The organism is Streptacidiphilus sp. BW17, from assembly GCF_041262485.1.
Lineage (GTDB): Bacteria > Actinomycetota > Actinomycetes > Streptomycetales > Streptomycetaceae > Streptacidiphilus.
In genome coordinates this window covers 1-13499 of sequence record NZ_JBGCCR010000035.1, presented here as the reverse complement: position 1 = coordinate 13499, position 13499 = coordinate 1, and the positions used below count along the sequence as shown (strand labels likewise).

Here is a 13499-nt window from a genome sequence, read left to right as displayed (position 1 = left end):
ACGGTGGTGCGACCGACGGTGGTGTGACGGGCCCGGCTGTGACAACGGCCGGGCCCGTCCCCGTCGGATGGGGGAAGACCGACGGGGACGGGCCGGGGCGGTGCCGGGAGGTGGCTTGGGTTACAGGCTGTTCCAGGTGATGGAGAAGGCGCCGCCGTTGAGGGCGGAGATGGTGGCCTCGGGCGTGCCCGAGTCGGAGGCCATGTTGATGCCGGTCGGGTTGGTGGAGGCCAGGCTGCTGCCGTTCACCGTGGAGTTGGTGAAGTTCACGGTCCCGAAGTCGTCCAGCGGCAGGACGCCGCCGGAGTACGGGGCCTCGGCTATGACCTCGGCGGACGAGCGGGCCAGGCCGCTCTCCTTCTTCGTGACGGTCTTGGTCCAGCCCTCGGTCTTGTCGGCGAGCTTGAGGGTGTACGTGCCCGAGGCGTAGCTGACGGTCTCGGTGATGGTGTCGCCGGGCTGGACGGTGTTGCTGTAGGTGACCGGGTTGGCCGGGTACATCTCGTACCAGGCCGAGTACGAGGCCTGGCCGCCGGAGCAGTCGGCCTCGGTGCCGGTCTGCTCGACCGAGCTGGAGCTGTAGCCGTCGAGGCCGACCCAGAAGCTGGAGTAGCCGTCGCCCTGCGAGCAGTCCACGGACGGCTGGACGAACGTGGTCGAGACACTGTTGTAGGTCGAGCCGGTGGCGGCGTAGCCGGACCAGTTGTCGCTGGTCGACGTGGCGTGCTTGACGCCACCACCGTGGCTGACGAAGAACGGCACGCTGCCGTGCTGCCCGCTGACGTGGTGCATCGGCGCGTCGACCGTCACGGCGGAAGCGGCGTGCCCGGCGGTCGCGACGGTGGCCGCGGCAGCGGCGGGCGCGAACGCGGTGGCCATGAGGACGAGGGCCGAGCCGGGGGCGAGCAGGTGGCGGAGCTGCATCGGATTCCTTTCGGACGGTGTCCAACTTCACTGGACGTGCAAGGGAGTTGCGGTTCGAGCGGAACGCCGGCAGACCCGGAGGGCGTGGCGTGTCACCCTGCGGTGTGGTGCTTGCTGCCGCTACCGGAGCGTAGAGGTGTCGCGTACACGCTGAAAAGAGGGTTGAAGCAGAAACTTCTGAGGTTCCTCTGATGACACATCGCGGCAAAGTCCCCGTTACACGTTCGGGATTGTTTCGGCGTGGCGCACTTGACATGCTTTCCTTTGAAAAACTTCTGAGCTTTCGGGGGAAAAGCTATGAGCTCACCCCCGCGCTCGTGAACGGGGGATCCGATGATCAGTCACATACCGAGCACGGCAAAGGAAACCGACAGATCCGGGCGCCTGCGCCGACGTCGCCTGAGCGCAGCCGCCCTCGTGGTCGGCATGGTCGGCGCGGCCTTCGCCGGACAGGCGATCGCGTCACCCTCGCCACAGCCGCCGTCGACGGCGCAGCAGGAGCAGGGCATGGTGGCGGGCCGTCCGTTCACCGAGCCCGTCGACGCGAGCGCGAAGCCCGGCCTGACCATCACCCTGGACGCCCGACAGACGCGCTTCGACCTCTCCGGCCGCCCGGTGTGGGGACAGTCGTACAACGGCCGGTTCGTCGCGCCGACGCTGCACGCGCAGCCGGGTACGGACCTGACGATCCGCCTGGTCAACCACCTCCCGGTGGCCACCAACCTGCACTTCCACGGCCTGCACGTGTCGCCGACCGGCGACTCCGACGACCCGTTCCTCTGCGTCGCACCGGGCAAGACGCTGGTCTACCACCTGGCGATCCCGCGCAACCACCCTCAAGGGACGTTCTGGTACCACAGCCACGCCATGGGCACCACCTGCCCGGCGCCGGGCACGATGGTGACCGACGACGGTAGCGACTCCGACGATGCGTCAGCCATGGCCGGAATGGCAGGTATGCCCGGCATGTCGAGCCCGACGCCCTCCGCGTCGGCCTCCCCCACCGCCTTCGTGCCGGGCGACGTCGAGAACCAGATCTTCGCCGGGCTCTCCGGAGCGCTGATCGTCGGCGACGACCGGTCGCTGCTGCCGCCCGCGCTGCGTCACATCACCGCGCACACCATGGTGTTCAAGGACGCCCAGATCGACAGCGGCGGCCACATCGTCCAGAACACCGCCACCACATCGATCAACTCGAACAACCCGACCGTCCGCCTGGTCGACGGGCAGCTGCGGCCGGTGCTGACCATGCGTCCCGGCGAGACCCAGCTGTGGCGGCTCGCCAACGCCGGGGCGGACATCTTCTACAAGCTCCAACTCGACGGCTACCGCTTCACCGTGATCGGCGAGGACGGCACCCCGGTCGCGCAGGTGACCACGGCCTCGTCCCTGCTGCTGCCTCCGGGCAAGCGGTACGACGTGCTGGTGACCGCAGGCGCGCACCCCGCGCGCACCTGGCTGCGGACCCTCGCCTACAGCAACGGCCCGCAGGGCGACTCCTACCCGAACGTCCCGCTGCTCCAGCTGAACGTGTCCGGCCGCCCCGCGCACTCACTGCCGACCGTCTCCGGGCGCATCCCGACGGCCGCGCCGAACCTCGCGGGCGCGCCGATCGCACAGCACCGCACGGTCGTCCTGTCCGAGAGCGCTGACGGCAACAGCTTCTACATCGACGGCAAGCAGTTCTCCATGGACGCACCGTCGGTCTTCGCCACCCCGGCGAAGCTGGGCACGGTCGAGGAGTGGACCCTCGTCAACACCAGTGGCGAGATACACCCCTTCCACCTGCACACCTCGGCGTTCCAGGTGATGTCGATCAACGGCGTAGCACAGCCCTACACCCACCAGCAGGACATCATCCCGGTCCCGAACGAGGTCAACGGAAAGCCGGGCGTCGTGGTGATCCGCGTCGCCTTCTCCGACTTCACCGGCCGCTACATGTTCCACTGCCACATAGCGGCCCACGAGGACAACGGGATGATGAGCTTCATCAACGTGGTCGCGTGAAGACAGAATCCAGGCGGGCCCCGCACTCAGTGAGCCGTGAAGAAGATCTCCCGAACCTCGCGGATGGCGTAGTACATGAGCGCAGGTCCAGCCGCGCTGTGCCACCGGGACGGAGCTGCTGGCCGGTGTGGTCCAGGACCCGGTCTTCGGCCCGCTCGTCGTCTTCGGCGCGCGCGGCACCACCGCCGACCTCGCCCTGACGGTCGACTACGGCCGGGTCTCGGAACAGGTGGTGGCGCTCGCCGAAGGCCCTCCGGTCGACCTGATCGAGACCCTGGCCCAGCAGATCGCCGACGCCTGCCTGGGGCACGACGGTGTGCGCGAGGTCGAGGTCACCGTGCACAAGCCCGAAGCCCCGATCCAGGTGCCGTTCGACGACGTGGCCGTGACGATCTCCCGTTCCAGGCAGTGACCGGTGGGTGCGACCGGTGCGGACGCTGGACATCGCTGACCCCGCGACCGGCGCGCTGAACGTCTGCGGCGATTGGTACGACATCGCCGACCTCACGGCGGTGACCGCGTCGGCGTCTCCGTCGGCGACGTCGTCGGCCACGGCCTGGAAGCGGCCGACGTCATGGGCCAACTCCGCAGCGCCCTCGCCGCCACCTCCCGTGTCGCCGACGGCCCGGCCCAGGCCCTGGACGTGCTGGGCCGCTACGCCAGCTTCGTCGACGGCGCCGAGTCCACCACCGCGGTGACCTGCTTCGTCGACTGGAGCCGGCACACCATCACCTACTCCAGCGCCGGCCACCCCCACCCGCGCACCTGCACACCGACGGCCGCGTGACCTGGCTCGACCAGGCCCTCGACCCGCCCCTGGACGCCTCCCCCGACCCCGGCCCGCGCCCCGAAGCCGTCACCCCTTTCACCGACGGGGTCATCGAGCGCCGCCACCAGGACATCACCGCCGGCCTGGACCACCTCGCCGCGTCCCCGGCCCGCCACCTGGGCGCCAACCCGGATGCCCTCGCCGACGCACTGCTGTCCGACCTGCTGCCACCCGTCGGCGTCGGACGCGCCGTGCCAACCAGCGCATCCCCGAATCGGGAACACCAGCCAGCGCGAGCGAAACTGGCACGCCACGCCAAGCCGGGCGATGATGAAAGCGTCGTGGCCCCTGAACATCGGAGGTGTCGGGATCATGGCTGTATTCATGGACGTCCACCACGGCATGGCTGGCATCACAGCCGATCAACTCGCTGCAGCCCACCAAGCTGATCTCGCGATCGAAGCGGAGGAACAGGTCCACTTCAAGCAGGCGTGGGCAGACCCGGACTCTGGCACGGTCTACTGCCTGTCCGAAGCACCGTCCATGGAAGCCGTCCAGCGGATCCATGAGCGGGCCGGCCATCGGGCGGACGAGATCCACCCGGTGCCGTTGACGGCCTGACTTCACGCTAAAGCGCAGAGGCCGGGCCGCTCCCGAGTGTCGGAGCCGGCCCGGCCCGTCGCAATCTGCGTGCTGCCCCGGGCCGGTGCGCTGATTCGAAGCTACGGCGCGTCACTGACATCCGAGCCGCCGTCGACCCGCCGGCCGGGAGGCAGGCCGAAGAAGAACGCGAACGCCTCCGGCGCGGCCAGCTGCATCGCCTGGTGCTCGGCGGGGTCGTCGCGGTCTTGGTCGTGTAGGAAGTCCCTCGCGTTCCCTGGATGACGCATGGGCCTGCCTGGCCTGCGGTGCAGGTGAGGGAGGGTTCACTCGTTCGCGTGGTAAGAGTGAGGTTCCGTCGGGATTCCTGACGGCCTACCGGTATCTGTGAGGCATGGTCGCCTTCATTGAGCTGGGGTGGTGGTCGTGGCCCTGGCCGTAGTGCGTTCGATGGACGCCCCGCGGCAGCTACGGACCGCGCAGGAGTCAGAGGACTTCGAGCAGGAGCTCGTCGACCAGTACCTGCTGGCGAGCGTCGGCGCGGGAGTGGGAGACGGGACGGTCGCCGGGGATCGGCGGGTCATCTGCGAGTTCATGCGATTCGTTGGCAGGCCGGTGTGGGCGGCAGGCCCTGAGGACGCGGACCGGTTTCTGGCCCACCAGCGCAAGGACTGCGGGTGGGCGCCGGCCACGGTGCAGGTCAAGGCCTGGGCGCTCGCGTCCTTCTACGAGTTCCTGATCGGCCGCTACCAGGGCGACATCCATGCGCTGACCGGCCACGTGCTGGTCCAGCCGATCGACAAGTTCAACGGACCGCCGAAGGCCAGTACCTGCCGGCCGTGCGGGACTACTTTGCCGCGTCCTTGTGGCGCCGGGCGGGCCTGCGAATCAACGAGACCGAGAAGCTGGACGTCAAGGACTGGCGCCCGGACCTCGGCGTCGACGGCCGCCTCCATCTCGACGGCCGGGTGATCCTCCTCGCGCCCCAGGTCGAGCAGCGACTCCGCGCCTACCTCGACGTGCGCGACCGACGATGGCCGCTTACCGCCAACCCGCACCTGTTCATCACCCAGTTCACCGCCCGCCGCATCTCGCCCGTCACCAGTGCGTGGGTCAACAAGACCCTCGGCATGACAGCTCAGTCCATCCGCGAGGACCGAATCCTGGACGAGGCACGGGAATCCGGCGGCGACGTACGCCGCCTGTGCGCGCTATTCGGCGTCAGCGTCGGCACCGCCCTGCGCTACACCGCAACCCTCGGCCACCCAGGCCTCACCGAAGTCAACATCCACCTCCGCCGACCTCCACAATGACCGGAACTGCGAGACGCCCAGCCCGGTGTCAGGGATCGATCGAGCCTGAGGCGCGCCGCCAGCAGCTCGCCGCACGTCACCGCCCTAGGCTCTGACCTATGGAGTCCTACACGATCGGCCAGGCCGCTGAACTGCTCGGCGTGAGCATCGACACCGCGCGCCGTTGGGCGGATGCCGGGCGCTTCACGACCACCCGCGACGCCGGCGACCGGCGGATCGTGGAAGGTGCAGACCTGGCCGCGTTCTGTGTGCAGTTGGCCAAAGAGGGCGACGGTGAGGACGGCGAGCGACGCTCCACCTCGGCCCGCAACGCGTTCCCAGGCATCGTGACCGCCATCAAGCTCGGAGATGTAGCCGCAGTCGCCCACACGCGTTGCTGATGTCACTGGAGCTGGGCTTCGTTCCCCACACTTCAATATCGTCCGTTCGAGGGGGCGGGGTGGTCCACTCGCCGGGGAGGATCGCGGCGGGGGCAGACTGGGCGCATGGCGGATGCGATCAAATGGCTGCTGCTCAGCTACCGAATTCCCACCGAGCCGACTCGGCTGCGTGCCGGGGTTTGGCGCCGACTCAAGGCGCTCGGGGCGATGTACCTGCAGAACGCGGTGGCGGTCCTGCCGGCCTCGCCGGAGGCGGAGCGGGCACTTCGGCTGCTGCGCCAGGACATCATCGAGATGGGCGGCTCCGCCCAAGTGCTCCGGGCGGAAGCACTCGCGGGGGAGGACGAGGTCGTGGGCGCGTTCAACACGGCCCGGGACGAGGAGTACGCCGAGCTGCTGGGCCAGTGCCGGGACTTCCTCGCCGAGATCGAAACCGAGACCGCCGAAGAGCACTTCACCTACGCCGAGCTGGAGGAGAACGACGAGGACCTGGCCAAGCTCCGGACCTGGTTGGACAAGATCCGCGCCCGGGGACCAATTCGGCGCGGCACGGCAGAACGAGGCCGTGAGAGCGGTCCAGGAGTGCGGCAGCGCACTGGAGCACTTCGCGGAGCGGGTCTACGCCGTCGAGACTGCCAAGCCGAACATCGGAATCTAACGCCCGTTACACTCATGCCGTGACGCAAGATTCTGCAGAAACCGTTGAGGTGTCCCGGGCCGCGCTGCTGCGGCGGGGCTTCGCCCTGGAGTACACGACGCTGGGCTGGAACGTGGTCGGCATCGTGGTCCTGGCCATCGCCGCGATCAGCGCCCGCTCGGTGGCGCTGGCCGGCTTCGGCCTGGACTCCCTGATCGAGATCGGCGCCTCCACCGTCGTGATCTGGGAGCTGTCCGGGGCCGGCGAGGAACGCCAAAAGCGCGCCCTGAGGCTGATCGGCGTCGGCTTCGCGCTGCTCGGGCTGTACCTGCTCGTGCAGTCGACCTGGGTCCTCGTGGCCGGCTTCCGTCCGCACCACTCAACCCTCGGCATCGTGTGGACCGCGATCACCGCGGCCGTGATGTTCTCGCTCGCATACGGAAAGGCGCGCACCGGCACCGCGCTCGACAACCCGGTCCTCAAGACCGAGGGCCGCGTCACCCTCATCGACGGCCTCCTGGCCGCCGCCGTGCTGCTCGGACTGATCCTCAACCTGGCGTTCGGCTGGTGGTGGGCCGACCCAGCCGCCGGCTACGTCCTCGTCTACTACGCCGCCCGCGAGGTCAAGGAGATCTTCCTCGGCGAACATTGACCCCGAGCGCAAAGGGGCCCGTCGACCGCCGGACCCCTTCTCTGCTGCAGAGTAAATGAACTGAGGTGACGAGCAACCCTGGTCAGATTTCGCCCGTCCTCATCATTGCGCCCGGCCTATGTTGAGAGCAGCCATCTCGCCCTGGATCAGGCGTGTTGTCTCTCTGCAGCACTGGAGTCCACCTCGGATTCGCGAACTCCCAGCTGTCGATGCACCAAGTCCACACAGCAGACCCTTGAGTTCACCAGCCAGGTTCCTTCAGAAAACGCGAACTGATGGCCCTTTGGCACTCCCACGAGCAGCGCCCAAAGGGCGTCCACGCCCGCTCGCGGTTGCAGCCGAGGCAGAACATCATCGGCGCGTCACCAGGACCGTAGCTACTGTTCACGCGGCCTTGGCTTCGATGATGTGGGCCTCCGCCGCAGGGCGCTTGACCGCGTCGCACGCCCGCCCGGCGTCGTCCTCGGTGTCGAAGCCCTTCTCCTCTGCGAGGATCTCACCGCCGGCGGCTTTGAGATGCCGGCGCCACTCGTTGTCTTCGCCTTGCCAGACCTCGAAGTGCGGGATGGCGCGGGCCATCATGCGGCCTTGGCTTCGACGATGTCCGCCTCGGCCGCGGCGCGCTTCACCGCCTCGCAGCCACGCTCAGCGTTCGTTTTCGTCGGGTAGGACTCACCGACGGCGACGATCTCACCATTGCCGGCCTTGAGCCGGAATCGCCACTGGTGGGCCTTGTCCTCGTAGACCTCGAAGTGTGCGCTCATGCCAGCCTCCCTGCAACGATGGGTCGCTCACTCCAGCGTGCGACCGGAGGGTTGGGTTGGCATTCCGAGACGGCGAACCCATACAGCAAACCAGCCCCCGGCCTGCTGAAACACGGCTGCCAGGTTTCTCAGACTGCCGAGCGCTGAGGGGCCTCATGGGCATGCGCCGACCGGCGAGGGTCGAATTCGTGATCACGGACGCGAGTGGCGTGAGGTTCCTCGCGTGCGTCGTCCGGTCGGGTGTTGTCGCTTGGACTGGCAGCCGCCGGCGGCACCATCTCGGTCGCCCTGCTCACCGCCACCAGCCCGGCGGACGGCCTGCGGGAAGCGGCAGCGGATGCTGCGGGAGGTCCGGATCGGCCGTCAGTGACGTGAACCCCCACCTACGTGCTCACCCAGAGAGTCGTCCAACAACCGGCACAGGGGTCCTTCTTCGGTGCCGTGATGGTGGCCACTCTTCTTCGTGGGGCAAGGTCGTTCGCCTTTGAGCCACACCACTACGCGTTCACCTCCGTGACGCACGGCGGCACCCTCGTTCCGGTGTGGAGCAGGGGCGCTGCGGAGCGCATGGTGGATGTGTGGGAGCGTCGAAGGGAAACCGTTCGACGTGGCCGGCCTGGCGCGGACACCATGCGCTGGCGCTGATCCCGATCGGGTTCGTCGCCGCGGTCACGGTCTTCGACGTGCTCACCACGGACAATGTCCACTACGGGGTGCTGCTCGTCCTGGCTCCCCTGATCGCGGCACTGATCGGCGACGCGTGGCTCACCGCGGCAACGGGACTGCTGGCCGTGTGCGCCCAGGCCTTCCTCGCCGCCCGGCTGGATGTGCTGGCGGTGCAGCGCCAGGAGGCCGTCCAGATCCTCGCCACCACGGCGCTGTCCACCCTGGTCGTTGTTCTCACCCGGATCCGCGACCGGCGCGAGCGCCAGCTTCAGCAGGTACGCTCCGTGTCCGAGGCGGCTCAGCGCGCACTCATGAGGCCGTTGCCCGAACGCCTGGGGGAACTGCGCATCTCCTCCTTCTACCTGGCCGCCGCGGACCAGGCCGAGATCGGCGGCGACCTCTACACGGCGACCCGCACCCGGCACGGTACCCGCATGATCATCGGGGACGTGCGCGGCAAGGGACTGACCGCCGTCGGCGAGTCGGCCCTACTGATCGGGGCGTTTCGCGAGGCCGCCGACAGCCACACCACCCTGCCCGAGCTCGCCGCCGCCCTGGACCTCAGCGTCAGCCGCTACCTGGCCGACTTCGTCGACGACTACGCCCATGCCGCCGAGCACTTCATCACCGCCCTGCTGCTCAACATCCCCAGCCGCGGGCACTCCGTGCAGTTCACCAGTTGCGGGCACCCGCCACCACTGCTGATCCGCGATGGCGATGTCCGGCTCCTGGCAAGCCCCAATCCCGCCCCGCCGCTCGGCATGCACATGTTGGCTCTGGCCGACTACACCGAGGAGGCCGCCGCCTTCGAGGCCGGCGACACTCTGCTCCTCTACACCGACGGCGTCATCGAAGCGCGCAACCAGGTCGGCGAGTTCTACCCACTGGCGGAACGCGTACAGAACTGGACGGGCCAGGGTCCGGAGAGTCTGTTGCGACACCTGCAGCACGACCTCTTGCAGCACTGCGGGCGCCGCCTCGGCGACGACGCTGCCGCGATCGCGATCGAGCGGCCGGTCGGATCCCGGATCAGCCAGCGGGGCGCGGGAACCCGCGAGAGCCACTGAACCGTCCGCCTGCAGCTGGTCTGCAGGGCGACCGAGGCCCGAACCGTCCGGCGATCGGTTCACCCAACTGCCAAGGTCGCCTACACCGCCCGGCCGAAGCGCTACCCACGCAGGTGCCCCCGGGCCAATCGGCGGGCAGCCGCAAGGCGGGTGCATGCCGCGCCGGGACAGGAGTCGTCGCCATGATCAGTGAAGTGTTGGTGCCGCCACCAAAGCCACCGTTCGGCTTCGGAATCAAGATCGACAATGAGCAGGCCACGATAACCGTCCTCGCAGGCCTACATCGCAAGACCTTCCAGCTCAGCACTCTTCGCCTCGAAGTCGCCGACCAAGGCCGCGAGCGGATGACGCTGACCCGCATGACGACGATCGGCCTGTTCGCAATCGGCGCGAAAAAGAAGGCCCACCACACGTGGGCGACCAAATCGGCCCGGCGAGTTGGTGTCGCTGCTCACGCCGGATCTCGGACGCCCGAGCACAAAGCTGCCCTGCCCTGCATGGACGCAACGTTCGGCACCCACAGGTGCGCGATTCAGCCTCGGACCGCCGACAGTACCTACTGGAGCAGCCGTTCCCCGGTCCACGACACAACCTCGGGAGCTGTCTCTGGCTCATGCACCAGCCTCGTCAGGCACGCGTTGGCCGGTGCGGACTGGCCGTGCCGCGCGGCCAGAGCGACGATCTCGCCCTGCAGGGAGTCGATCTCGGTTGGCCGACCACGCTCGAGGTCCTCCCACATCGAGGAGCGAGCCTGCTCATCGATGTCCAATGTAGAGGCGGCCACGCGCCGGAACAGGGCATCAGGCAGTCGCAGCACATGCGGTGTGATCGCGGCCGGCATCGGGCCGAGCTTCGCCGGCCGCACTCCGGCGGTCCGATACGCGATCAGTGCCTCGCGCTGGCAGAGGGCCAGGCACAACCGATAGGTGCGCAGGCCCAGTTGCTCGCGCAGCGGCAACCCGGACAGGGCGTTGATCGCGTTGTTGAGATTCATCAGGAGTTTGCCGTACTGGACCTCGGCGATGTCTCCGCGCGCCTGGACCGACAGGCCCGCTGCCGTGCACAGGCGGATCAACTTGTCGGCAGCTGGGGCCTGTTCGACCATGATGGTGCCGGGCATGCCCTGGTGGACGGTTCCGGCTTCGGTCTGCACGACGTTGTACGGGACCATTCCCGCCAGGACTGTATGGCCTGGCAGTTCCGCGCGCAGGGTGTCCGGGTTGTGCAGGCCGTTCTGGAAGCTCACCACCACCGCGTCGGAGCGGAGGTGCGGCGCCAGCTGCCGGCCGGCCTCGGCGGTCGCTGCTGTCTTCACCGTGACGAGTACGTAGTCGGCATCGCCTACCGCGTCCGGGCCGGTCGCAAAGCGCAGTTCGTCCGGTTCGATTCGGCGGGGAGCGCTGCCCGCCCGGCTGAACGTCAGACCGCACTCAGCCAGGACGTCCATGGGGGGGCCCGGCCAATCAGAGTGACGTCAGCGACGGCGGCGAGCGCGCCGCCCAGGTGGCAGCCGATGCTGCCGGCGCCGAACACGGTGATGGTGGGGCGGGTGGTCTCAACCATGGAGTGCTCCAGGTCTGGCGTGGGGCGCGACCTCTCGGTCGGCGTTGCAGTGGGTCGCGGAGTGTGAAGAGAAATGCGGGAGTGGCGCGCGAGGTGGGCCAAGTGTGGCGTCAGTTGGAGGTCGCCTGGGCGACGGCGCGTCCTCCTTGGCGGCTCGAGAAGAGGCAGCCACCGAGGAAGGTGCCCTCCAGGGCGTTCCACCCCCAGACGCCGCTGCTCGGGCGAATCGACGAAGAACAGGCCGCCGAAGGACCAGACGGCCTGACCGCCGAGACTCGCGGCGTTCTCCTGATCCACCAGCGCCACCCGACGCCCCCGCGAGGTGAGTTCATGGGCTGCCATCAACCCCGCGAGACCTGCCCCGACGACGATCAAGTCGGCGTCCATGAGCACTTCTCCTTCTGACAACACAAGTTGCTGATGAGTATTGACACGCGCAGCCCCGCTTCGCGTTCGGTGCCGCCGCCGCGCAGATCAAGCCCCGGCGACCAGACCGGTGATGTTCAGCGCCAGCCCCGCTACGTTGATGGCGATGGGGCTGGCCCACGCTGCCCGGCTCCGGTAGTAGTCACCTGGGCCCCGCAGCAGGTGGACCAGGAGCCCGCCATAGCCGAGGATCACGATGAACACGGCCATCGCGATCCGGTAGGCGACATCAAGGCGTGCCAGCCCCAGCCCCAGTGATGCGGTGTAAGCGACCATCACGAGGAATCTCGCTCCTCCTGACTCCGAGTGCAGCGGCCGGCGACCTGCCCGCTTCTCGCGAATACTGAGGGCGTGGTAGCCCGCCGCCACCACCGCGTACGCCGCCTGGGCGCAGAGCAGAGCGGGTATGCCGTGCGTACTCATAGTTGTCCTGTCGTAGTTGAGAAAAATCAGCGACGCGACGGGGACCTGCCCCGAACACTGGAGAACAGGGGGGGTGGCCGCAACCACCGACGCCGGACTCAGTGGAGCCCGAGCTATTCGCCCCGGACCTTGCGGAAGACGGTGCTTGCGCATGTGCTCGGAGGCCGGCTCCTCGTCCGACGCGATGGCGTCGGACGATGTCCTGTGCTCCTCGTCGGAGCGGGTCCATCGCCCCTGGTCGGCCAAGTTCTGCGGGCCCTGCCGTCGAGCCTGGTCGCGCAGCTGGCCGACCATCGCCACCAGGCGGCGGATGCCCAGCAGTTCGAGCAGGCCGAGGTGGAACTGCCGGTCCAGGTCCGGGAAAGCGGTAGGTCGCCCTCGCACGCGGCATCGGCGATCTCCTGTGCGAGCCGGTGCGAGCGTCCCTTATCGATTCCACGCCAACCCGCTGGCCAGCGACTTCAAGACAGCAGAGCTCGACTTCTAGGGCGCGAACAAGAGCGTGTCCAGACCGCGCACGAGGCCGATGCGGTCCATGGCCTTGGTGGCAGCCAGAAGGGTTCCGTCAACGTAAGGCGTAGTGTCCGATCCGGCGTCGTGCCGGATCGTGAGCCGCTCGGCGGGCAGCCCGAACAGGATCTCAACGCTCAGTGCGTAGCCGGGCAACCTGACACTGTGTACCTGTGTGGCGGCTATCGGTGCCCCGCGCGCTGCCGGGACACCGCCGGTATCCGCAATTGCGACATCGATTTGCGGTTCATGGACCTCGGCGAGGTGTTCGGCCAATTCGCGTGCCGTCCCGCCAGGCGCGTCCGCCTTCGTGGAGTCCGCGTACTCCACGACTTCCCATGTCGGCAGATGCTCAGCGGCAAGCAGTGCGGCATGCTGGAGCAGTGACGCCGTGATCGAGAAGTTGCCCGACGCGACGACGCCGCGTCCAGCTTCACTTGCCGCGGCCTCGATCTCGGCGAAGTCATCAGCAGAGAGGCCTGACGACCCGACTACCACCGCCACGCCGTGGCGCAGCGACCTGAGCACGTGGTCCTTCACGCTCAAGTGCGATGTGTAGTCGATCAGCACGTCAGTCGAGCCGGCGTCCAGCGCTTCCTGCACGGTGGAAAACAGGGGTACATCCATCGGTTCAACACCCAGGGCAAGGCCAAGGTCCTTGCCGGCGTGCTTCCGCGACACGCCCGAGACGACAGTGAGCTCGTCCAGGGCGGAGTCGTTCCGAGGATCTGTCCGGTTTGATCATGTGATGCCGAAGGTGGCGAGCGGGCGGTGGGGGTCGCGGGCGTGGTGGCGGAT

The 13499-nt window shown here is 68.2% G+C and carries 15 protein-coding genes and 3 pseudogenes; 9 read left to right on the top strand and 9 right to left on the bottom strand.

What is annotated here, in order from left to right; genetic code table 11:
• Positions 1-120: 120 nt before the first annotated feature.
• On the bottom strand, positions 121-924 hold the full coding sequence (locus ABH940_RS30685) for a G1 family glutamic endopeptidase (RefSeq protein WP_370062307.1): 804 nt from the start codon (positions 922-924) through the stop codon (positions 121-123).
• A 333-nt stretch (positions 925-1257) separates the two neighbouring features.
• On the opposite strand from ABH940_RS30685, the gene ABH940_RS30680 reads away from it, so the two are divergent.
• From ABH940_RS30680 to ABH940_RS30665, 4 genes and pseudogenes are all read left to right on the top strand, one after another.
• Positions 1258-2931 carry a multicopper oxidase family protein gene (locus ABH940_RS30680; RefSeq protein ID WP_370062305.1) on the top strand — a complete coding sequence of 558 codons (1674 nt, stop codon included), beginning with the start codon at positions 1258-1260 and terminating at the stop codon, positions 2929-2931.
• Between the two features lie 127 nt (positions 2932-3058).
• A complete protein-coding gene (locus tag ABH940_RS30675; protein ID WP_370106766.1) occupies positions 3059-3343 on the top strand; it encodes a dihydroneopterin aldolase in 285 nt (94 codons plus the stop codon).
• A 40-nt stretch (positions 3344-3383) separates the two neighbouring features.
• Positions 3384-3939: pseudogene (locus tag ABH940_RS30670) on the top strand (SpoIIE family protein phosphatase); the annotation flags it as partial.
• Positions 3940-4072: 133 nt separating this feature from the next.
• Complete coding sequence (locus ABH940_RS30665) at positions 4073-4321, top strand: SCO4226 family nickel-binding protein (RefSeq protein WP_196198144.1); 249 nt, start codon at positions 4073-4075, stop codon at positions 4319-4321.
• Positions 4322-4422: 101 nt separating this feature from the next.
• Here the strand turns inward: ABH940_RS30665 and ABH940_RS30660 are convergent, their stop codons facing one another.
• Positions 4423-4590 carry a hypothetical protein gene (locus ABH940_RS30660; RefSeq protein ID WP_370062303.1) on the bottom strand — a complete coding sequence of 56 codons (168 nt, stop codon included), beginning with the start codon at positions 4588-4590 and terminating at the stop codon, positions 4423-4425.
• A 549-nt stretch (positions 4591-5139) separates the two neighbouring features.
• Here ABH940_RS30660 and ABH940_RS30655 point away from each other — a divergent pair.
• The 4 genes and pseudogenes from ABH940_RS30655 to ABH940_RS30640 all read left to right on the top strand — a co-directional run bounded on the left by ABH940_RS30655 (position 5140) and on the right by ABH940_RS30640 (position 7282).
• The gene (locus tag ABH940_RS30655; protein ID WP_370106764.1) at positions 5140-5613 is read left to right on the top strand and encodes a hypothetical protein; all 474 of its coding nucleotides are present in this window, start codon (positions 5140-5142) and stop codon (positions 5611-5613) included.
• A gap of 98 nt (positions 5614-5711) precedes the next feature.
• Positions 5712-5972, top strand: a pseudogene (locus tag ABH940_RS30650) (helix-turn-helix domain-containing protein); the annotation flags it as partial.
• A gap of 126 nt (positions 5973-6098) precedes the next feature.
• Positions 6099-6674: a Chromate resistance protein ChrB gene (locus ABH940_RS30645; RefSeq protein WP_370106763.1), complete on the top strand. Its 576-nt coding sequence runs from the start codon at positions 6099-6101 to the stop codon at positions 6672-6674.
• Positions 6671-7282, top strand: coding sequence for a cation transporter (locus ABH940_RS30640; protein ID WP_370062297.1), 612 nt, complete (start codon positions 6671-6673; stop codon positions 7280-7282). The genes ABH940_RS30645 and ABH940_RS30640 overlap by 4 nt, the downstream gene beginning before the upstream one ends.
• A gap of 384 nt (positions 7283-7666) precedes the next feature.
• On the opposite strand, the gene ABH940_RS30635 is transcribed toward ABH940_RS30640, so the two are convergent.
• Together ABH940_RS30635 and ABH940_RS30630 are read right to left on the bottom strand one after the other, a co-directional pair.
• A complete protein-coding gene (locus ABH940_RS30635; RefSeq protein WP_370062295.1) occupies positions 7667-7864 on the bottom strand; it encodes a YegP family protein in 198 nt (65 codons plus the stop codon).
• The gene (locus ABH940_RS30630) at positions 7861-8046 is read right to left on the bottom strand and encodes a YegP family protein (RefSeq protein WP_370062293.1); all 186 of its coding nucleotides are present in this window, start codon (positions 8044-8046) and stop codon (positions 7861-7863) included. Before ABH940_RS30630 ends, ABH940_RS30635 begins: the two co-directional genes overlap by 4 nt.
• Before the next feature lie 578 nt (positions 8047-8624).
• Here ABH940_RS30630 and ABH940_RS30625 point away from each other — a divergent pair.
• Positions 8625-9779, top strand: a complete 1155-nt coding sequence (locus tag ABH940_RS30625; protein ID WP_370062291.1) for a PP2C family protein-serine/threonine phosphatase — start codon at positions 8625-8627, stop codon at positions 9777-9779.
• A gap of 278 nt (positions 9780-10057) precedes the next feature.
• Here the strand turns inward: ABH940_RS30625 and ABH940_RS30620 are convergent, their stop codons facing one another.
• From ABH940_RS30620 to dapB, 5 genes and pseudogenes are all read right to left on the bottom strand, one after another.
• Positions 10058-10234, bottom strand: a complete 177-nt coding sequence (locus ABH940_RS30620; protein ID WP_370062289.1) for a hypothetical protein — start codon at positions 10232-10234, stop codon at positions 10058-10060.
• Between the two features lie 101 nt (positions 10235-10335).
• Positions 10336-11226 (bottom strand): 2-dehydropantoate 2-reductase, encoded by an 891-nt coding sequence (locus tag ABH940_RS30615; protein WP_370106762.1) that lies wholly within the window; start codon positions 11224-11226, stop codon positions 10336-10338.
• 311 nt (positions 11227-11537) lie between these two features.
• Positions 11538-11729 (bottom strand): annotated as a pseudogene (locus tag ABH940_RS30610) (FAD-dependent oxidoreductase); the annotation flags it as partial.
• An 87-nt stretch (positions 11730-11816) separates the two neighbouring features.
• A complete protein-coding gene (locus tag ABH940_RS30605; RefSeq protein WP_370106761.1) occupies positions 11817-12575 on the bottom strand; it encodes an FCD domain-containing protein in 759 nt (252 codons plus the stop codon).
• 99 nt (positions 12576-12674) lie between these two features.
• A complete protein-coding gene (dapB, locus tag ABH940_RS30600; protein WP_370106793.1) occupies positions 12675-13409 on the bottom strand; it encodes a 4-hydroxy-tetrahydrodipicolinate reductase in 735 nt (244 codons plus the stop codon).
• Between the last annotated feature and the right edge of the window lie 90 nt (positions 13410-13499).